We start from the raw sequence: 19,207 nt of genomic DNA on the forward strand, positions 1-19,207 counted from the left end.
CAAGGAAGAAGATGAATCAAATTTAGATTCATCTTCTTGATTAAACATATCATAACTAGTAACACAGCAGCATCTTCAAAGCCGCTTCCATTTACATAATTGGTCTAAAGCGCAAACTACCTTCTTGCCACTCTTTCATAAATATCTTGTAATGTTCTGCATCCCATTTCCTGTACCTTCTCCAAATATTTTGTCCAAAGAATAGCAGTAAGCCTTGCATCTCCAAGGGCATGATGACGATCTAAGATAGGTATTTCGCTTAATAAACACCAATCTTCCAATGTGACAATCGATTGTTTCGGTTCAACCGTTTGAAACAAAAAAGATGTATCAACAATCCGATGCTTAAAAGGGGTTTTAAATTGCTTCCAGCAAGCAGACTGCATGAAATTTTTTTCATGGGATGAATGGTGGGCAACTAACGTATCATCTTTCACAAATTCAAAAAATCTTACAAGGACTTCAGACAACAATGGAGCATCTACTAAATCATCATTCTTTATACCAGTTAACTTTGTTATTTCTTCTGGAATATCTTCATTTATTTTAATTAATGAATAAAAATGATCATCTAATATTTCACAACCTCTCACTTTCACAGCACCAATTGAAATAATTTGGTCTCCCTTATCAGGGAAAAAACCAGTTGTTTCAATATCAAATACTACCGTACATAAATTGTCTAAAGGCAAGCGGGAAGCTACTTCTACTTTCAAGTCTTTTTGCAGCCTCCTCATAAAAGCAATCTGTTGTGAATTAAATCCATTGGAGTTTGTATTTAGTACACTTGAATTAACTTTTCCATATAAATCCCTCATATATTGGAGAAATGATTCCACACCCATGTTAACACCCTTTTTCAATTATCCTTTGAACTTTCTGATATAATTTTATTCCACTTCTTAATAACAGTTTAATTTCTTGGCGATCCTCTTTACTTAAGGTCTTTATATTTAAAAAATGCACATCACTATACGTTTTAGCATTTTTAAATAAGGTAATTCGATACTGTAGAATTTTGGTGAAATATTGTTCATAAGGTATAAGAAATGACTCATATTGCTCTATTTTTCTCAATTCCTCCATACGTCCAATAGTACAAGAAGACTGTATCCCCTCTTTTATCGCTAGAAGTCGGATGGAATTTACATATGGTAAATAAAGTGTATTTTTTAAATGAATAGAACCTTTATGAGGTCCTGTTCTTTCCACAAAAAATTGACCAAATATGCCAACACCTTTTTTTATGCGCATTACATTATTCATAAATCGCTCTAATAGCTTGGGATGCAACGAACGATATTCATGTATATAAGCACGAAGCTGTTCAACAAAAGGAGCATCTCCATATAATCTTCTGCAATCATAAAAAATTTGCAAATAACGAATAGATTCCCAACTTTCTGTCTTCATCCATTTCAGCAGCTGGTTTTGCCATTCTGCCATGGATTTGCACCATATTGGATTGCTGCTCATCACATTCCCTTCACAGTATGGATAACCAACCTCATTTAAAGCATCGCTTAATTCTTTGCCAAAACGAATAAAGTAGTCGTGGACAGATTCCCCCATCTCCTTATAGATTATTCCATGATCTTGATCACTAAACAGCCCTTGCTCCAACCTTCCAGCACTCCCTGTAACAAACCAAACAAATTCAGATGGTGGCTGTCCATGTGTTTTTGTAAATTCATCAAATATAATTTGAAATACTTGCCGTATGATTTTATCATGGCATGTATTTAATTCAAGATTTGTATTGGCGCATTTGATAATCTGCGCTTCCTTTTCTTTCTTCAGTTGATTAATGCTTATAATTTTTGAGCACATTCATGCACTTCCTTAAATAATAGATATTGATGCTGTAATAACAGCTTGTAAAAAAATAAAGTGAAGCTTTCCACAGAATGTGGATCACACAAACGTTGCCACAGGAAGTGGCGACCTTAGTTTGTGTACCTAATATCGGACCTTTACGGTCAGTTATCCTCCACCTAGCTTCCTCGATTTCTCACCATCTAGCATCTTGAGGTGGGGTCTTACTATCCGTTAAGAGTGGGATAAAAATGATACAAACGGATTTATGTTTCATTTTATCATACAGCAGCTCTTTCTATACTTTGAAACGAGGAAAAATCCACTAAAAAAGCACCTTAAAAATTTTGAAGCCCCACTTAAAAAGTGAGGCTTTCAACTATTATTTTACTACCTTAATAATTATGCATTTTTGCTTTCTTCATTAGGAAGGAAAACCTCAGGATATCCATAAGTACCATGTTCACTTATATCTAATCCCATGATTTCTTCTTCTTCCGTTACACGAAGTCCGCTGATTTTTTTGATAACAAATAAGATTACAAAGCTTACTACAAATGCATATAATGCAGAAACTACAATACCTGTCGCTTGAACACCTAACTGATGGAAGCCACCGCCGTAAAATAATCCCGGCTTACCAACTGTCGCAAGTTCTTTTGTTGCAAAGAAACCGTTTGATAATGTCCCCCATACCCCAGCAGTACCATGTACAGATAAAGCAAAAATTGGATCATCTATTTTTCTATTTTCAAAGAAACGAACACTATAGAATACTAAAATTCCAGCAACAAATCCGATTAATACAGCTGCCCATGTATCAACGAACGCACAAGATGCAGTAATAGCAACTAAACCTGCTAATGCACCATTTAGCATTGTAGATATATCTGATTTACCCAATACAATCCAAGAAATTAACAATGCAGAAACTGATCCTGCTGCTGCTGCTAAATTAGTATTTAATGCAACAAATCCAAAGAATCCATCTGCTACTGAAACTGTACTACCTGCGTTGAATCCAAACCAGCCAACCCATAAAATAATAACACTTAATGCTGTGTAAACTTGGTTATGACCAAAAATCGGGTTTGCAGATCCGTCTGCATTATATTTACCAATACGAGGCTTTAATAAGATGGTTGCTGCTAATGCAGCCATTGCACCAGTTAAATGCACTACTGTTGAACCGGCAAAGTCTTGTTTACCGTGTTCAAACAACCAGCCGCCGCCCCAAATCCAATGTGCAATTACAGGATAAACTAAAGCAGAGAATAATACAGAGAAAATAAGATATACAGATAATTTCGCGCGTTCAGCAAAACCGCCTAGAGCAATTGTCAAAGAAATACCCGCAAACGCTAATTGGAAAACAAAAAATACGGTTGTTTGAAGCCCTGCTCCATCTGCCTGTGCTCCAGAATAAAAGAAATCCGTCAACCCAACAAAAAAGTTTCCGTTCCCTCCAAATATAAATCCATATCCAACAGCCCAGAATACTAAAGAAGCAATACCAAAAGTAAAAACTGTTTTACCGGCAATATGCCCAGCATTTTTCATTCTTGTGGAACCAGCTTCAAGTAAAATAAATCCACCTAACATAAAAATAACTAAAACTGCTGCAATCATTGTCCACAAGCTGTTCATTAAGAACTCTAACTCTTCCATCAGGACTCTTCCCCCTTATATGTATATATATCCTAACATTAAGTGTCATATAATCTAACACTCTAATAACTTTATTTTACCGATATTAAATTATCTGTCAATATAATTTTAATATTTAATTTTCATAAAATTAAATATTTTCAATTTTATGTATATTCTGCACCTATTATCATTTTATTTCAAGAGCAATCTATCAAAGGAATTGTTTTATTTATGTAAACATAATTTTTCGCATTACAGCGTTTTATAAAATCCAAATATTACAAGATGCTCAATTCAAAAATCAGCAAAATATTAGACTTGTCACTTCTTCGATTCTCTTACAAGTGACAAGTAAAAAAGCAGACGATGTGATCGTCTGCATCTTCTAAAATATATTAGCAAATAAAAGTTGCACCAACGATAATTAAAAGAATAAATAATACAACGATTAACGCAAAACCGCCGCCATACCCAACTCCGCAGCCGTGTCCATAGCCATAACCCGCACCATATCCTCCATATCCGTACATAAGAACCTCTCCCTTTTTTTTGATTTTATCACATTAACCCTTTCTATTTTGGTTAATGCTGTTGCTAAAAGAGTCTAATGAAATAATACATTAGCACTTCCTTACAAAATCATCTTATGCACCATTACATATTTGGGTTGGGTAAATGTCTATTTTAAGCAAAAAACCTAGCGCTTTTTCACTTTTGCATACCTCTACTTTTGCATACCTCTTTTAACAGCATCGGCCAAAACACTGGCTCTTTCAAATGGAGATGAAGCCAAGCTAATTTCAGAAATCACCGCTACCCCGTCGGCACCAGCTCGCATTACATCCTCGGCATTCATACTCGTAATGCCTCCAATCCCAACAACAGGTATTTTGATACTATGTTGCCGCAATTCTTGCAACAAGCATGTTCCTCGAACTGGTTCCGCATCCTTTTTTGTTTTCGTCGGAAAAACGGGACCGATGCCAACATAATGTGCTCCCTCTATTTTAGCAGCTTTTACTTCTTCTAAAGAATGGGCAGAAACGCCTAGTATTTTATTTCCTATTTTCTTTTTCACTGCTTCCGCCTTTCCATCATCTTGCCCAATATGAATCCCATCAGCATCTATTTCCAAAGCTAGATCTACATCATCATTCACAATAAATGGCACATTATAAGCATGGCATTTATTTTTAAGCTTTGTAGCTAATGCAGTTTTTTCGGAACCAGTAAGCGCCTCCTCCCCTTTTTCTCTAAATTGAAATACAGTGATGCCTGCTTTTAATGCTTCAGTCAACACATGCTCTGGGTCTAATACACTGTTGTTGCTCCCCATGATAAAATAAACTTTTAGCAAGTCTCTTATATATTGATCATTAAAATTAGTCATATTTCCTCTCCATTTACTACGGATGAATTTTACTTTTTACTTTCCTGATATGCCCAATGATTCGTTGGCCCATGTCCTTTTCCAATATGCAAATCCTTCCGAATCGCTAAATAAACAAATTCCTTACCCGTCTGGAATGCCTCCTCTATGGAGCTGCCCTTTGCTAAACTTGCAGCTACTGCTGCAGCAAAGGTACAGCCAGTGCCATGCGTATTTTTCGTAAATAGTCTTTTGGACTCCAGCTCCATAAATTTTTGACCATCAAATAATAAATCGGTTAAACTGTCTCCGATTCCGTGTCCACCTTTTATAATGATATTTTTTGTTCCATACTCATATAAAATTTCTGCTGCTGCTTTCATATCCACAACATCTTTAATTTTCATTCCTGAAAGTTCTTCTGCTTCCGGTATATTTGGTGTAATAACTGTCGCAGCAGGAAGCAAATAACGCCGCATCGCATCAACTGCTTCTTTTTGCAATAAAGCAGCTCCTCCTTTTGCGATCATCACCGGATCTACCACAATTTGGGACCAATTATATTTCTTTATTTTTGATGCGACCAGTTCAACAATCTCTCCGTTAAATAACATGCCCGTTTTGACAGCATCTGTTCCCATATCTGCAGCAACGGCATCTAGTTGCTTTTCGATTGCTTCCAGGCTCATTGGATATACCGCATCTACCCCAAGTGTATTTTGTGCAGTAACAGCTGTTATCGCTGTCATTCCAAATACTTTCAACTCTTGAAATGTTTTTAAGTCCGCCTGTATGCCTGCGCCGCCTCCGCTGTCCGAACCAGCAATTGTCAAAGCTTTAAAAGTGCTCATCTATTATTCTCCATTCGCTTCTTCTATTTTCATTAATTGTTTAACATCTGCTTCATTTATTGCAGCTAAATGATTTAATAACTCTATTTGAAAGCTTCCAGGTCCCTGTTCTTGTACTTTTTTCGCAGCCATTTCTGCTGCTGCTCCATAAGTGACAAGTCCAGCAGCACATGCAGCAATAATATTTTCTTCCACAGCAATAAACGCAGCAATTACAGACGACAACAAACAGCCTGCACCAGTAACTTTTGTTAATAAAGGATGTCCATTGCTGATTAAGAATGTGCTCTTGCCATCTGTAACTATATCCTTTTGGCCTGTAATAACAACTGGTGCATCTATCGCTTGGGATGCTGCTACTGCAATGGAAATGGGATCCTCTTTCACACCAACAGCGTCCACTCCTTTAATCACAGCTTTTATACCTGCAACATTTGCCACCTCTGCTATATTTCCACGCAATAAAGCAATTTTTACTTCTTTCATAATTTTTCGTACACTCTCTGTACGGTATGATGTTGCTCCTGCTCCTACTGGATCCAAAATAACAGGGGTATTTGCTAGATTAGCTGCTTTTCCAGCAATAATCATATTTTCAACATTTTCAGCTGTTAGCGTACCAATATTTAACACAAGTGCATCCGCTATTGTTGCCATTTCTGCTACTTCTTCTTTTGCATATGCCATTACAGGGGATGCGCCTAAAGCCAGCAGTCCGTTTGCAGTAAAATTTGTCACAACAACATTTGTTATATTATGAATCAAAGGCTGTTTCTCTCTTACTCTACTTAAAATATCTTCAGCAGGAATTGTTTTATTTCCCTTCATTATGTCTCCTCCTCATTCTACTAAACTCTTATAACCACTGAATGCTTCTTAATAGAACACGATTATTTCCATCTCTTCTGACAATAAAAAAAGCCATGTCAGCATTCTCCCCATCCTTCCAGAACCAGCGGGAAGGATTTGAAAAAAGCATGAACATGACTACTTGCTTCTAATTGCATTCAGCAGAATATTCTTATTACACTACTCCCTACGCTGGCATTACCCAACAGGTTCACTCGGTTATTGACAGATTAGTCAAACTCTCAGCCTGTTTCCACAAGCTCCCGATACTATTTAGTTTCCCTTAAATTTTATAGTATTTTTCTAGTAGAATCAATAATAATCCATTCATCCCGCAGACTAGCAAATCAAAAATTATACAAAAATGGATTAAGCGGCTCCTCTATTGCACTTGCCCTCTTCATATGCAAAACAGGCATTATTTCTCCATCCTTTTCTTCTTTCTCTATAGTGCCGGAAATATGATACCAACCACCCGTCTTTAATGACTGTACTTCACCTTTTACTAAATATCCAAATATAGAGGTATCAGCAATACAATGTGTCATCACTTGTCTCGCTATCACTGCTTCTTGTACAGAGAAATTTTTTTCTCTATAAACAAACCCGTTTATCTCTATTTCAGTTCCTGCCGCGCTATCAAGACTAGTATTAAGATGATTCATCACTTGAAAAAAATTTTGATCTGTTATGATAATTTTATTTTTCAGCTGGACATTCCTCGTGTTTTCTCCCTTTTCTTCTTTTTGAACCGATGCATATCCATTATTGGATAATAATTCTTGATGAATAGAAAAATCCTGTATTGTATAAAAGAAAAACAATGGGCTAAAAAATAAAATATAAGGTGCTAGAAGTCTTATCGGTGTTGTACTTTGATCACAAACATCACAATCACAATCTGCTCCTTTTAGATTACTGTTTAAAAGTCGAAAAAATCCTAAAAAAAATAATGCTGCCATTGAAACTAATAAAAAAGGAATCATTTTTGGAGCGATAAGCAGTGTAAGTGTTTGCTTTACATATAATTTAAAAATAAGCAGACTAAAACTAATTAAAATAATTCCCTGCAGTTCATTTGTCAACTGCCAATCAGGACTCCATTCTTTTTTCACTGTCTCCCCCCCTTTTTAAGACTTTATTTACAGAAAATATCAAATCACTCGTCAAAGAAAATTGCCTGCAAAGATCGATAATAATAAAACAACAGCAGTCACAAGAAAGATAAAAAATAATACAAACTTCAACTTAAATGATGACAGCATAACAAATGTATTTTTTACATCTAGGATGGGGCCAAAGACTAAGAATCCTAAAATAGCATGAACCGAAAAAATTTTGGAGAAGGAAGCAGCTACAAATGCATCCGCTTCTGAACATAATGATAACAAATAAGCAAGTCCCATCATGACAGCCGTTCCTTTAAAGGTGCTTTCAGCAGCTTGTACTACAGCCGAACCGTTCAAATACACTTGAGCTAAACTTGCAAAAAACGCTCCGATCATAAAATATTTTCCAACTGTAAAGAACTCATGACAAACGTGATGAAGCATTCCTTTCCATTTTGATTCCCCTTTAATCCTATTTACTTGTACATTACCAATCAAATCTTCTTTTTGTATTTTCAACACATTTTGATTACCAAAAAAAAGATAAACGAGTATGCCGACAATTATTGCAGCGATTATACAGACAAGAAATCTGCCATAAACTATTTCCATTTTATTATTAAAAGCAAAATACGTACTCGCCAACACAATAAAGTTTAAAATTGGAGCTCCCATTAACAGAACTACACCGACATGAACAGGTACACCTTTTTGAACCAGCCTCCGAACCACAGGAATAATGGCACATTCGCATACTGGGGTTATAACTGCTGCAACAAGCGCCATCCCAATAGCGGCTATTGGATTTTTTGGAATTAGCCTTGCGATCATCTTTTCAGAAATATATAAATTGATGACAGAAGAAGCAATCGCACCTAACAAAAGAAACGGCAATGCTTCTAAAAAAATCCCTAAAAATAAAATAAAAACCGTTTTTCCGTCTTCTGACAACGAAATTCCAACCATTTGAATCATTGCTTCATTGCCAAAGAAAAATAATGATAGGAAGATGAAAAATAATAAAAAAATGATCATATCTTTTAAAGACGTTGGTATAGACATGCGTAAACTCCTTCAAAAATTATTAATGCCAACTCTTCATGCAATTCATTCAAAGTCGTTATTAAATACTTGTCCTTTTCTCTTTTATATGCAGTCAATTTTTTGGTTATGACTGTCTAGCTTATGATTTTTGAAAAACAAAAAAGCGACTGTTAATCGCTTTAAAAAATTTGAATATCTTGTTTTTCCAGTTTTTCGCCAATTAAAATGATTTGCCCTGTTGAATAAGCAGGCTTATTCTTCAGCTTTTCCCAAATAAGCTTGCCGGAAGCATATTGAAAATGATACCACTTCTGATCATCACTATTTAGAATCGTTCCTTTTGCTCGAACTAATTTTTCTTTATTGTGCAGAAGCATATATTTTATGTCTTTTTTGGACCACTCTTTTTTTTGTTCTATTTTTATCGCTTTCAAATGAATATGGACGGAATGTCCCTCTCTTTTATTGCTCTGAGTAATAAAAGCATTTTTATTTAAGTATTCTTCTACCCCCTCCCCAAAAGAAGTGTAAATAATGGGGGCCGTTTGATTATATTTGCGCACAAGCTTTTCAATTTTTATCCTTTTTTCTTTTTTACTCAACATATCTATTTTATTTAACACTAAAAGACTGCCTCGCTCCATTTGCTCTTTTTGCAATTGTCTTACCTCTTTAGAACTTGCAAATACACTCGTATAGTCCATCACATGGACACTATCAACTACACAAATGCTTTGTTCGATTACAAAATATTTTGCATATGGCTCTTCTGCAAATGTCTCAACAATTTCACCAGGATTTGCAACACCAGTCCCCTCCAAAAGCAAAACATCTATCTCTCCTTTCTCAACTATGGTTATTAATTCATTTAAGGTGGTTTTTAGATCATCTTTTATAGAACAACATACACATCCATTTAACAATTCAAATAAAGATTCATCTGCAAATAAATGCTTTTCCACATTAACATTTCCCAGTTCATTTAAAATGATGGCTATTTTTTTATTTTGTTTTTTTAAATGCTGCATACATTTTAATAATGTACTAGTTTTTCCACTTCCTAAAAATCCATTAATTAAATAAACTGCTGTTTTGTCCATAGAAAATCCTCCTTCATGCCTATCTAATATGATCACTGTATGAAGGAGGCGTTCTATTTAGTACATTAAAAGACTTGTTTAAAAGCATTATTTATATGATTTAAAGGAATATGCATCCCAAAAAAGGACATGAAGGGTCCTTTTTTGGGATGCATATTTTTATTTTATATATCGCTTTTACTAAAACCAGCCACGTGACATATTCTTTCTAACAGCGAAGCTCTATTATCGAAACCACTTAACTTTACTCACTAATAATAAAAAGCTATTCTACTTCTTTTAAATTTGCTATATCCACTTCTGTCTGCTCTTCAATTCCTCCGATTAAATGAACGATTGCCGTTTCCTCCGCTTCTTTAATTTCATCAATCCATATGGAAACGCCATTATATTGCACACCTATTTCTGCTGGAGAAGATAAAATTTGCTTTGCTCTATTAATGTCCACTTTTTTCGCCTTCTTTCTTTATTATGTTTGTTGTTTTTTCAAATGATATGAAAATAACTTACAATTGGTTCCTTTACAGATAATTGCTACCTTTACATTATGCCTATTATTTCTTTTCTTATTCTCTTTTTCGCGTACAACATATAACGTTTTATTTGTTCTATTTGGAGATTGACCAATGGGATATCCTTCTCTATACTTAATAGCTGACGTTAGAATAAAGGGTGATTTATGGACTTCGAAATAATGAATATTTCCTTTTATATGGTGACAGTGGAAGGAAAAGAAGACAAAGCGATTAAACAATATAAACATTTTCAAACATTAAAACATACAGATTATGAAGAGAGCACATTAAAAGAATTTTTAGACGGCGAACTTGAGAAAATTGCCAAACCCTATTATTGCGGTCTTTGGCCGCTTTTTCTTTTTTATATGGATGCGTAAAATTAAAATCAATATAAAAAAGAAACCTAGTTGCCTAAGTTTCTCAATCGACTACTTCTACGTTTAAGATATCTCGAAATTTTATCCTTACTATTATATATCCCCATACTGCGATATAACTTCGATTCTTAATTCCTTCTCCACCTTGACAGATCTATTAAGTCAACAAGATCTATAAGCGAATGTTATCCAAACGATAAGATTTTCTTCTTATTCGTTTGTTTAATCGAAAATACCTTGATTTAGGTTTCAGCGAATAGTAATGAACTTCATGAAAAAAATTCCATGAAAAAGTGCTTTAGATCTACTATTGTCAAGCTATGTGAGGTAGCATTCATACTGCCTATTAATATATGATGATGATATCTTCCTTTTAGCGTATAAGCAGAAGTAATTCTTTATTTCTTTTTTTCTGTTCTTCCACAGATGCTAAATCGTATTTTTTTAAAAGATGAAATAGTTCGTTTAATATTTGCTGTGATTGATTAATTTTTAGAAAAGTATATAAATCTTCAACTAAAGATTCGGGTAGTAAGTTTTGCTGACTCTCTAGCTTATTAATTACACTTTCATAAGAATGATCTATATTGCATTTTCCCATAAGAATCCCTCCATACTTTCATAACTGTAATATGATTTTATAAATTAATCCCTTTTATAGCAACCACTTGGGCTTAAGAAGAGAATATCTCTCCAATAAGTAAATCTTCCTCTTTTTTGGAGATTTTACATGGGGAGAATTAATCAAAATGTTAATTACTTATGAAGAAATAGTATTCTTTAAATATCATACATTCTGTGACAGTTGTTAGCGAATCATCATCTTGGTTCAAGACGTTTAGTCAGAAACAATTGGTAATTCAATTAAAAGGATTGTTCCTTTATTAATCTCACTATTGATATTGGTTCTCCCACCCATACTTTGAATAATACTAAACGAAACCATCATTCCCAGCCCTGTTCCTTTTTCTTTTGTTGTAAAATACGGCTCTACAAGACGATCGATCTGCTTTTGTGTCATTCCTTTTCCATTATCAGAAATTTTAATATATAAAAGGTGGGAACTATACTCTACATCAATGTATACTTCCCCGCCGTTCGTCGTTGATTCAATTCCATATTTCACGATATTAACTAAAGCCTGCTCTAATTTTTTTCCGTCTCCTAAAACATTATGGGACTCCTGTTTTTCATGACATAATTGTATCTCAACATTGTTCAAATTTGCTAAACGAGTGAGGATATTCACTACTTGAAGAATCTCTTTATATATAATGATTTTCTCTTTCTGATCAAGCGCCGGTTTTGCGAACATTAAATAATCATTAATAATTTCTGTTGCTCTGTCCAGCTCTTGAATCGAGATCAGGATGTGCTCTTTTGTTTCTGGTGGTACCTCTCCCTCTTACGACAGCTGCATAAATCCTCTGCTGGTTGTCAATGGGTTTCTTACTTCATGAGAGATACTTGCAGCCAGGTTGCTCACGATCTCTAATTTTTCTGCTTTCATTAACTTTCCAAGTACATCAAAATATGAATCTTCTTTGGTTAAATACCGAAAGAAGATTTGCAAAAAGCTGTACAAATTGCACCATGGAAGCATGGTCTTTAGCTAATATGCTATTGCTTATGAATCCTTAGGAGATATGTAAATGTTAATAGCGCTTAGTTAAACAACAGTACGTCCAATACTGCCAATTAAGAATTAGAATAAGTATGAAAGAAGAAAGAAGCTCGTGCTTATCCGGTTGATAATCATGAATTTTTCGTTTCTTTTGAGATATAAGCTATTTAGGTAAAATTATTTTATGTAAACTTCAGTAAAACTTTAAAATATGTTATAATTCCATTCACACATATACAATTAATGTAAAATTCCATCTACATGGAGGTATAAAAATGGATGTGGTGTTTTTGGTAACAAGCATAGGCGGATTATTAGCATTTGGAGCTTGGATTTTATACTATGTCTCATTAGGTAAAATAATTTCGGAAGAAGAAAAAGAAGCTGGAAGAGATTTAACCTATGAAATTAATCCTTTTACGGGTTCTGCAAAAGATTCAACCAATTACAATAAGAAATAAATAAAAAAAGCATTTGAAGTTCAAAATCCCCTTTTACTGTTTTTTATTTACATATTTTAGTTTTGAATATGCTTGCAACATACTTTGCTATATTATATTTTCTCCAATTTTTATACTATTATTAAATACGGTTAGCTATTATATATACTCAATATTAATCTTATATTTAATACACTTTTCTCCAATTCATTTTAGTCATCATTGCGTTTCTCTAATTTATTTCTACTATGTTATTCTAATATATCTAACTAACCCAAGAAAAACAAAAAACCCTCTTTATAAAAAGAGAGCTTCCATTCATCAACTTACATTGTACTTTTTATTAATTTTCATCGCTAAGATTTCTAAAAATTTATTTATTGTCATATTCTCTACTTTATCTGAATACCAAGAAAGCCTTGCTCCCATATCTTTACCGTCGTATTTAACTTCTAAAGGCATATAACCACTCATTTTTGAAGTTAGCGTATAATCGAACTCAATAATTAATACCTTACCTTCAGGTGTTTCTAGCTTAACTTTGTACCTCGGATGGGTGTACTCTGGTTTATACTTAACACCTTTAATCTTAGCTTTAATTTTCATTATTGGTTCTCCTTATAGTGTGTCTAACTTCTATTATACCTTATTTAGCAGGGAATAGACAATTATATTGAATCAGAATAAAATAACCTCCGTTTTCATTACAAAGCAACTAACCATCAGTGGGGGCTGAGGAAAAACCCCCACTGATGGAAGTTTACTTTATAGGATGCGCTTTAATAATAGCGAATTTTGCTGCTTGATTTTTTCCAAGTTTTTTTCATTTTGATACATATTAACGAGATAATAAATACAAAAAATAAACTGATGAAGAAGCCAGGTCTTATTTCTTTTTCTAATAATGTTCCACTTACAGCTCCAAGGATTAAGACAATTCCTATAATGGAAGCTATTTTGTTCCATAGTTGATTGGATAGAATCTTGAATGAAGATAGTAAGATAAAAAGCCAATTATACAGTAATAATATCCCGGCAGCAGTTGTAATATATTCATATATTTTCCCCGGTAGCAGCAGCGCTGTGACAATAGAAACCACTAATCCAAGAGCTGCAAGTCCTAACGAATAGAATGCCATGCTTTTATACTTTTTACTTTTTTTAGAAAATACTGCGGGAGCATCTCCGTCGTCCGCTAATGTAACAAGCAGGTTCGTTACACCAAATAAGGAAGCAGTCATGGTAGAGAATCCAGCAATGATAATTGCCCCATTAAAAACATGTGGGAAAAAGATCAAGTGATAATTGGATAAAGCGGTTACAAAAGGACTTTCCTTTTCATGAAAGGATTCGATGGATACCATCGAAACAGCAAGTCCGAGTGATAACACATAAACTACCGTTAAACAAATCAGCATGATTTTCCCTGCTTTTGGAGCTTCTTCTTTTTTTTTCAGCTGCATGGCCATTATTCCAATGACTTCAATGCCCCCGTATGCATAATACGCATAAATAAGAGATGCCCAAAACCCCTTAAATTGATCCACAAATAGAACTTTCTTTTCAATTGGCATATACGGCTGTCTGGCACCATCTTCACTCAATAAATCAAAAATTGCTGCTGCTGCAAGGAGGATAAACATAATAATGGCTGCAAATTTTAAAATTGCCAGTATATTTTCTATTCGATCAAAACCATTGGTCCCCAATAAAACGACAATAATAGAAAGGACAGCAAATCCTGCTGCAAAAATCCATAAAGGAACATGAGGGAGCCAAAAACGGGAGAGGATGGACAATGCAATCAGTTGACTGCCCATAATTAGTATATTAGAACACCAATAATTCCACCCACAGCTAAAGCTAGCCCATTTACCATATGCCTTGCCTGCATAGTAGCAGAAAGACCCTTCTTGCGGATCTTCAGCGGTCATTTTTGCTAATGCACTAAATACTATGTAAGTTCCAAATGCCGCTAATAAAAAAGAAAGAACAATTGAAGATCCGGTTATTTCTATCCCAATACTAGATCCAAGAAAATAACCTGTTCCAATGGTGCTGCCAACTCCAATGATCGATAGCTGCCACCATTTTAATTGCCCCTTGTTGCTTGATGAATTTCCTGAACACATAGAACTACTGTCTTTACTCATAAAATAACTCCCTCATCAAAATGATCGATACTATTATTTTTTTCTCCATAACTAATACCTTTTCCCCTATAACTCTTCAAATTATTGCTTATCTCCATTAATTTAAAGCGTTAATAGAGATAGCATCAATAGAAGAAATTCTTCCTCTCCACCATGATGTACTAATAGAGGAGGATGTATTGTCATTTAAAGCATATTTTGCATTTTTCAAATGAAGAAATGCTTCCGGGTTTGCGACTTCCTCCTTATTATCTTCCTCCTTCTGTTTGATATAAGCGTCTTCTAAATCTGTGAATTTTTTTTCCATTATTTTAGACAATACACTGTCACTTAACTCATGGTAGGCTTCTGTAATCCCTTTATAGTAAGCGTTCGCTCCAATTAACGTGCCCGAAACAATAACCCCATTAACATTTAGTGTTAAAGCCGTTTCAACTCCGTCTTCTTCTACTAAAGATAAAAACATAAGCAACACCGCATCGTTTGTTGTCAATTTTTCTTTTGTCATCATTTTTGCCCCTTTTATCTTTTTTCCGCTTAAAACTCTAGTCTCTTTTTTTTATTACGATTCTTTAACTAATTGAATGGTCTCCCTATATAGGAAGGGATAACGCCTTTCGAAATAGACATACATTTTTAAACTTTTATCCAATTATTAAATATAGAATCACTGCCTATTAATGATGTTTTGATAACACAGGTATTATCTGTTTCTTCCAAAATTACTATGCAAGTATTTTTATCTTTTTGTCGTACAAGCTGATCTAACTGAATAGAAATTATAAGACGGAAACTTGGAGGAGGAATCGTACTAGTGGGAGCCATATTTAGTTATATATTATTAGGACTTTCTTTAGCAGCACCTATTGGTCCAGTAAATGCTGCTCAATTAAATAAAGGGTTAAGAAGCGGATTTTTTCATTCATGGCTGATAGGCTTAGGATCCATGTCGGCTGATATTGTTTATATGATTGCGGTATACATTGGATTAGCACAGTTTCTTGAATTTCCGATAATAAAAACATTTCTTTGGCTTTTCGGAGGATTTGTTCTTATATATACAGGTATTGAAAGCTTGGTCAGTTCAGAAAATCACCTTACACGAACATCCAGTAATAAAGAATCTGCATTCCACTCTTATCGGACTGGCTTTCTAATGAGTCTTTCCAATCCTTTAACCATTGTTTTTTGGCTGGGAGTATATGGTTCCGTACTAGCCAATTCTGCACAAAAATACGGTACTGCCCAAATGCTTTTATACAGCTGCAGCATCTTATTAGGATTATTTATTTGGGATATTACAATGGCCACATTATCAAGTATATTCAAAAATTATTTATCCTATCGGATGATTACACTCATCTCCAAGATATCTGCTTTTTCTTTAATAGGTTTCGGATTTTATTTTGGCTACAATGGCATTTTATTTTTTTTATAATATTAAAAGTTTCTTTAGAATCAGCTAAGGAAACTTTTGGCTAACGCCAACCATCATTCATCTCCCTCCTACTCATTGGGCTGTTCCCTCCACATTCCTTGAGGTGGGAGTCTTCTGTCGGGAAATGATAAATTCTTAGAGAAAAGATGGATTCAACAACTTTCCAAAATATGAAAGTATCGATTTTTCTTTCCATTTGTTATAATAAAAATGGGAGGTGTTAAAAAATGAAAAAAGTAAATATTTATATCGATATGTACAATTTTCTTGCCTACTCTTATAAGTATTTAGGCAGTAGAGCGTATTTAGACTTTGTAAATATTCATAAAATGTTCCTTAACAAGGAAGAAGAATTAGGAAAAATAAAAATCTATGGTGGTTCTAGCATGGGCGGGCTGCTAAATAAACTTAGCCATTATCCTCATATTGACATTATGGAAGAAACAATTGGCTGGGATAATAAAGAAAAAAGAACGGATGTTAATTTAGCTCTTGATATGTTAATAGATGCTTTTAATAATAACTATGATAAAGCCGTATTATTAAGTGGAGATTCTGATTTTATAAAAGCAGTCGATGAAGTTAGAAAGTTAAACAAAGAAGTATTTATTGCAACTACTGAAAAAGATGGCGTTAAAAACGCAAGGAAATTAATTGACTACTCTTCAGGTGTATATATATTAAATAAAGAATTTTTTATACAGAATTGGTTGAAAGCAAGGTCATTTCCTTCATAGATCTTTTATTTTTCAATGAGAAGATGTCCTTTCTCAAATGCTCCTAAAGAACAATCAAGAAAAAAGTGAAGCAATTTCTATCCCCAATGGACAGCTCCCTTACTAGGACCTGCCAAATTGTTTATACAAACCTTCTATTTAATAATCATGGATGCCCTCAAAAATTTTTTAACATTCTTAACAAACATTCATTCATCCTTATTAGTTTTTTTAAGTTATGTTACCATATATGTTTTTCAATTTTTTTATTGGAAAATAACCTATAATTTTACTTACAGTCAATATTAACAACTTCAATTAGATTGGAACGCACCAGCCGCCATGACATTCAATTATAACTCCACTAATTAAAAAAATACCCCCTAACGGCTGGCAAACTTCAAACTTAACTTCTAGAACCTTTTACCCTTTATAATATGTAAAGTTAATATTGCTTCCAATGTTGAACATAAAAATAATTTTTCTGTACTAAATTTTGCAAATACTAAGAGCAAAAAAGTGATTCCAAAAAGTTGTTAAACGACCTATAGCTCCTTTCTTCTATCTAAATATGGGGTTTTAAACTCCATATAATAGCAGCCCCTTAGTTATCATATAGCGCTTTTAGAGTAAACTGAGCTAATATATGAGAATCCATTTTTTTATACAATTCATTCAAAAGAAATCCATTTTCAAGGTCAAGTATTGAATCAAGTGCGTAAACATGAAGTTCATATAGATGTGGACAATCAGGTGGAGTCATTCCACCATAAAAACTGGAAAGAGCTTTGGTTTGTCGCCCACCTAGTATACTGGTCCAACTATTTAATCCTTGTAAAAAATCATTTGTATTTTGACTTTCATTTTCCTGAATTTCATTTTTTGTTATATTAGCAGCAAGCCAATGTATCCAAGAAAATCCTCTTGTTACTGGATAGGCGTCCTTATCTTCTAATACAAGTGCATAAGAAACCGTATTTATTGGAGATTTCTCAATTTTTAAAGGAATAGAACAAGAAGGAATACCATTTTCATTAAAAGCAGTCCCTCTCTTTCCATATTTATCATGAAGTTTCCCATCTGTAATACCTGAACTTGTAACAATCATAATAATACCCTCCTTATTTATTCAAGGAGCTGCGCAGTTCCTTATTACAACTGATTTTATTGGATGCCTATTCACTTGTATATTACTTACTTTTTAGTGTGTATGAATCGTATTTTAAATAATTCCTTTTTCCTTTAAAATATTTTCTTTATTATTATTAATTAAGTAATCAATACCAATTTGTTGCATTATATTTAGGGCATCTACCATTTTTTCTCCTTGTGGATCTGTTAAAAAATATTCAACTCGCAAAGGATACCCTTCATAAACCTTTTTGTTAACAAAGCCAAATTCCATTAATTCTTTTAATTGTTCCAATAGCATTTTTTGGCTAATTCCCATAATGTCTTTTTCTAATTGAGATAGAGAAGTCTTTCCTAGCCGTAGTCTCCATAAAATGATCGGTTTCCATTTTCCTTTTATCATGTCATGTATAAGTTCTAAGGGACATGTGAACTTTTCACGAATTTTCATACTGTTTCACCTTCTTTAAATGTAAGTTTCTATAATATAAAGTGTTAATAGAGAATCTAGATATTTTTTCCTTGCTGAAATTTTCGTTTCTCCTTATGAAAAGAAAGGAAAATAAATTAGAAATGTCCCAATAATAAAAAGGGGAATAAAAAGAAAAACTCCTATACTTTTTCCTTTTCCTGCGTATTATATTTCCATCTATCAATAAGTCCGTAGCATAAGGCTTCAGCACATCCATATAACGCCAAATTTTTTCTTGTAAAATTAAGCCAATGGATAGACCGAATAAGCAATGCATTAATATGTAAATTAAAACGGGCAGGTAGATTTTTTTGATGAATATATTCGATTAAGAATGAAACAAGATTGCCGAACGATAATATAATGCAGTCAGAGTAAAGGCTATAAACCAAAAACCAAACAAGATAATCGATTATGGTAATATTCGTTTCTTCTTTTAATCCCAATAAATAATAACCAGCCATACATGTTGAAATAATGATAGTCAACAAAAAGTGGTGATTAGTTTACGTTCGATAAAATTCTTCCAATTCATAGTCATGCATCCCCCG

At 33.8% G+C, this 19,207-nt stretch carries 22 protein-coding genes, 1 pseudogene and 1 riboswitch; of the genes and pseudogenes, 4 read left to right on the forward strand and 19 right to left on the reverse strand.

Annotated elements, in window-relative coordinates; genetic code table 11:
- Positions 1-116 precede the first annotated feature (116 nt).
- The 11 genes from ACTYBU_RS15075 to ACTYBU_RS15125 form a co-directional block, all read right to left on the reverse strand.
- Positions 117-863: an exonuclease domain-containing protein gene (locus tag ACTYBU_RS15075; protein WP_445491000.1), complete on the reverse strand. Its 747-nt coding sequence runs from the start codon at positions 861-863 to the stop codon at positions 117-119.
- The gene (locus ACTYBU_RS15080) at positions 847-1,830 is read right to left on the reverse strand and encodes a DUF294 nucleotidyltransferase-like domain-containing protein (protein ID WP_445491001.1); all 984 of its coding nucleotides are present in this window, start codon (positions 1,828-1,830) and stop codon (positions 847-849) included. The genes ACTYBU_RS15075 and ACTYBU_RS15080 overlap by 17 nt, the downstream gene beginning before the upstream one ends.
- A 387-nt stretch (positions 1,831-2,217) precedes the next feature.
- A complete protein-coding gene (locus tag ACTYBU_RS15085; RefSeq protein WP_445491002.1) occupies positions 2,218-3,483 on the reverse strand; it encodes an ammonium transporter in 1,266 nt (421 codons plus the stop codon).
- Positions 3,484-3,860: 377 nt separating this feature from the next.
- Positions 3,861-3,995: a YjcZ family sporulation protein gene (locus ACTYBU_RS15090; protein WP_445491003.1), complete on the reverse strand. Its 135-nt coding sequence runs from the start codon at positions 3,993-3,995 to the stop codon at positions 3,861-3,863.
- 194 nt (positions 3,996-4,189) lie between these two features.
- Entirely contained in the window at positions 4,190-4,855 is a 666-nt protein-coding gene (thiE, locus tag ACTYBU_RS15095) for a thiamine phosphate synthase (RefSeq protein WP_445491004.1), read from the reverse strand.
- A gap of 29 nt (positions 4,856-4,884) precedes the next feature.
- The gene (gene thiD, locus ACTYBU_RS15100) at positions 4,885-5,685 is read right to left on the reverse strand and encodes a bifunctional hydroxymethylpyrimidine kinase/phosphomethylpyrimidine kinase (protein ID WP_445491006.1); all 801 of its coding nucleotides are present in this window, start codon (positions 5,683-5,685) and stop codon (positions 4,885-4,887) included.
- A gap of 3 nt (positions 5,686-5,688) precedes the next feature.
- Positions 5,689-6,513: a hydroxyethylthiazole kinase gene (gene thiM, locus ACTYBU_RS15105; protein ID WP_445491007.1), complete on the reverse strand. Its 825-nt coding sequence runs from the start codon at positions 6,511-6,513 to the stop codon at positions 5,689-5,691.
- 187 nt (positions 6,514-6,700) lie between these two features.
- A riboswitch (TPP riboswitch) is annotated at positions 6,701-6,811 on the reverse strand.
- Between the two features lie 70 nt (positions 6,812-6,881).
- Positions 6,882-7,649, reverse strand: a complete 768-nt coding sequence (locus ACTYBU_RS15110) for a TIGR03943 family putative permease subunit (protein WP_445491008.1) — start codon at positions 7,647-7,649, stop codon at positions 6,882-6,884.
- Positions 7,650-7,700: 51 nt separating this feature from the next.
- Positions 7,701-8,705 carry a permease gene (locus tag ACTYBU_RS15115; RefSeq protein WP_445491009.1) on the reverse strand — a complete coding sequence of 335 codons (1,005 nt, stop codon included), beginning with the start codon at positions 8,703-8,705 and terminating at the stop codon, positions 7,701-7,703.
- A 161-nt stretch (positions 8,706-8,866) separates the two neighbouring features.
- Complete coding sequence (locus ACTYBU_RS15120) at positions 8,867-9,787, reverse strand: GTP-binding protein (RefSeq protein ID WP_445491010.1); 921 nt, start codon at positions 9,785-9,787, stop codon at positions 8,867-8,869.
- A 265-nt stretch (positions 9,788-10,052) separates the two neighbouring features.
- Positions 10,053-10,235, reverse strand: a complete 183-nt coding sequence (locus ACTYBU_RS15125) for an H-type small acid-soluble spore protein (protein ID WP_445491011.1) — start codon at positions 10,233-10,235, stop codon at positions 10,053-10,055.
- A gap of 231 nt (positions 10,236-10,466) precedes the next feature.
- Between ACTYBU_RS15125 and ACTYBU_RS15130 the strand changes: the two are divergent.
- Positions 10,467-10,631, forward strand: a pseudogene (locus ACTYBU_RS15130) (DUF3900 domain-containing protein); the annotation flags it as partial.
- A gap of 424 nt (positions 10,632-11,055) precedes the next feature.
- On the opposite strand, the gene ACTYBU_RS15135 reads toward ACTYBU_RS15130, so the two are convergent.
- Both ACTYBU_RS15135 and ACTYBU_RS15140 read right to left on the reverse strand, forming a co-directional pair.
- Positions 11,056-11,283, reverse strand: a complete 228-nt coding sequence (locus ACTYBU_RS15135; RefSeq protein ID WP_445491012.1) for a hypothetical protein — start codon at positions 11,281-11,283, stop codon at positions 11,056-11,058.
- 237 nt (positions 11,284-11,520) lie between these two features.
- Positions 11,521-11,997 (reverse strand): ATP-binding protein, encoded by a 477-nt coding sequence (locus ACTYBU_RS15140; protein ID WP_445491014.1) that lies wholly within the window; start codon positions 11,995-11,997, stop codon positions 11,521-11,523.
- Between the two features lie 584 nt (positions 11,998-12,581).
- Between ACTYBU_RS15140 and ACTYBU_RS15145 the strand changes: the two genes are divergently transcribed.
- Positions 12,582-12,767 (forward strand): hypothetical protein, encoded by a 186-nt coding sequence (locus ACTYBU_RS15145; RefSeq protein ID WP_445491015.1) that lies wholly within the window; start codon positions 12,582-12,584, stop codon positions 12,765-12,767.
- Between the two features lie 300 nt (positions 12,768-13,067).
- Here the strand turns inward: ACTYBU_RS15145 and ACTYBU_RS15150 are convergent, their stop codons facing one another.
- The 3 genes from ACTYBU_RS15150 to gvpU all read right to left on the reverse strand — a co-directional run bounded on the left by ACTYBU_RS15150 (position 13,068) and on the right by gvpU (position 15,407).
- Positions 13,068-13,352: a hypothetical protein gene (locus ACTYBU_RS15150; protein WP_445491016.1), complete on the reverse strand. Its 285-nt coding sequence runs from the start codon at positions 13,350-13,352 to the stop codon at positions 13,068-13,070.
- A gap of 173 nt (positions 13,353-13,525) precedes the next feature.
- On the reverse strand, positions 13,526-14,899 hold the full coding sequence (locus ACTYBU_RS15155) for an amino acid permease (RefSeq protein ID WP_445491017.1): 1,374 nt from the start codon (positions 14,897-14,899) through the stop codon (positions 13,526-13,528).
- A 97-nt stretch (positions 14,900-14,996) separates the two neighbouring features.
- Positions 14,997-15,407: a gas vesicle accessory protein GvpU gene (gene gvpU, locus ACTYBU_RS15160; RefSeq protein ID WP_445491019.1), complete on the reverse strand. Its 411-nt coding sequence runs from the start codon at positions 15,405-15,407 to the stop codon at positions 14,997-14,999.
- A 306-nt stretch (positions 15,408-15,713) separates the two neighbouring features.
- Here gvpU and ACTYBU_RS15165 point away from each other — a divergent pair, with 306 nt between their 5' ends.
- Together ACTYBU_RS15165 and ACTYBU_RS15170 are read left to right on the forward strand one after the other, a co-directional pair.
- Positions 15,714-16,337, forward strand: coding sequence for a LysE family transporter (locus ACTYBU_RS15165; RefSeq protein ID WP_445491021.1), 624 nt, complete (start codon positions 15,714-15,716; stop codon positions 16,335-16,337).
- A gap of 227 nt (positions 16,338-16,564) precedes the next feature.
- Entirely contained in the window at positions 16,565-17,074 is a 510-nt protein-coding gene (locus ACTYBU_RS15170) for an NYN domain-containing protein (protein ID WP_445491022.1), read from the forward strand.
- A gap of 583 nt (positions 17,075-17,657) precedes the next feature.
- On the opposite strand, the gene ACTYBU_RS15175 is transcribed toward ACTYBU_RS15170, so the two are convergent.
- The 3 genes from ACTYBU_RS15175 to ACTYBU_RS15185 form a co-directional block, all read right to left on the reverse strand.
- Positions 17,658-18,161 (reverse strand): YbhB/YbcL family Raf kinase inhibitor-like protein, encoded by a 504-nt coding sequence (locus tag ACTYBU_RS15175; protein WP_445491024.1) that lies wholly within the window; start codon positions 18,159-18,161, stop codon positions 17,658-17,660.
- A gap of 114 nt (positions 18,162-18,275) precedes the next feature.
- Positions 18,276-18,635: a winged helix-turn-helix transcriptional regulator gene (locus ACTYBU_RS15180; RefSeq protein WP_445491026.1), complete on the reverse strand. Its 360-nt coding sequence runs from the start codon at positions 18,633-18,635 to the stop codon at positions 18,276-18,278.
- A gap of 161 nt (positions 18,636-18,796) precedes the next feature.
- Positions 18,797-19,147 (reverse strand): hypothetical protein, encoded by a 351-nt coding sequence (locus ACTYBU_RS15185; RefSeq protein WP_445491028.1) that lies wholly within the window; start codon positions 19,145-19,147, stop codon positions 18,797-18,799.
- Positions 19,148-19,207 lie beyond the last annotated feature (60 nt).

This window comes from Niallia sp. 03133 (assembly GCF_052663225.1).

Bases quoted from the DNA above. Each gene is read 5' to 3' on its own strand.
- ACTYBU_RS15080 (WP_445491001.1), bottom strand. From the start codon at position 1,830: ATGTGCTCAAAAATTATAAGCATTAATCAACTGAAGAAAGAAAAGGAA.
- ACTYBU_RS15085 (WP_445491002.1), bottom strand. From the start codon at position 3,483: ATGGAAGAGTTAGAGTTCTTAATGAACAGCTTGTGGACAATGATTGCA.
- ACTYBU_RS15090 (WP_445491003.1), bottom strand. From the start codon at position 3,995: ATGTACGGATATGGAGGATATGGTGCGGGTTATGGCTATGGACACGGC.
- thiE (WP_445491004.1), bottom strand. From the start codon at position 4,855: ATGACTAATTTTAATGATCAATATATAAGAGACTTGCTAAAAGTTTAT.
- thiD (WP_445491006.1), bottom strand. From the start codon at position 5,685: ATGAGCACTTTTAAAGCTTTGACAATTGCTGGTTCGGACAGCGGAGGC.
- thiM (WP_445491007.1), bottom strand. From the start codon at position 6,513: ATGAAGGGAAATAAAACAATTCCTGCTGAAGATATTTTAAGTAGAGTA.
- ACTYBU_RS15115 (WP_445491009.1), bottom strand. From the start codon at position 8,705: ATGTCTATACCAACGTCTTTAAAAGATATGATCATTTTTTTATTATTT.
- ACTYBU_RS15120 (WP_445491010.1), bottom strand. From the start codon at position 9,787: ATGGACAAAACAGCAGTTTATTTAATTAATGGATTTTTAGGAAGTGGA.
- ACTYBU_RS15135 (WP_445491012.1), bottom strand. From the start codon at position 11,283: ATGGGAAAATGCAATATAGATCATTCTTATGAAAGTGTAATTAATAAG.
- ACTYBU_RS15140 (WP_445491014.1), bottom strand. From the start codon at position 11,997: ATGTTCGCAAAACCGGCGCTTGATCAGAAAGAGAAAATCATTATATAT.
- ACTYBU_RS15145 (WP_445491015.1), top strand. From the start codon at position 12,582: ATGGATGTGGTGTTTTTGGTAACAAGCATAGGCGGATTATTAGCATTT.
- ACTYBU_RS15150 (WP_445491016.1), bottom strand. From the start codon at position 13,352: ATGAAAATTAAAGCTAAGATTAAAGGTGTTAAGTATAAACCAGAGTAC.
- ACTYBU_RS15155 (WP_445491017.1), bottom strand. From the start codon at position 14,899: ATGAGTAAAGACAGTAGTTCTATGTGTTCAGGAAATTCATCAAGCAAC.
- gvpU (WP_445491019.1), bottom strand. From the start codon at position 15,407: ATGACAAAAGAAAAATTGACAACAAACGATGCGGTGTTGCTTATGTTT.
- ACTYBU_RS15170 (WP_445491022.1), top strand. From the start codon at position 16,565: ATGAAAAAAGTAAATATTTATATCGATATGTACAATTTTCTTGCCTAC.
- ACTYBU_RS15175 (WP_445491024.1), bottom strand. From the start codon at position 18,161: ATGATTGTTACAAGTTCAGGTATTACAGATGGGAAACTTCATGATAAA.
- ACTYBU_RS15180 (WP_445491026.1), bottom strand. From the start codon at position 18,635: ATGAAAATTCGTGAAAAGTTCACATGTCCCTTAGAACTTATACATGAC.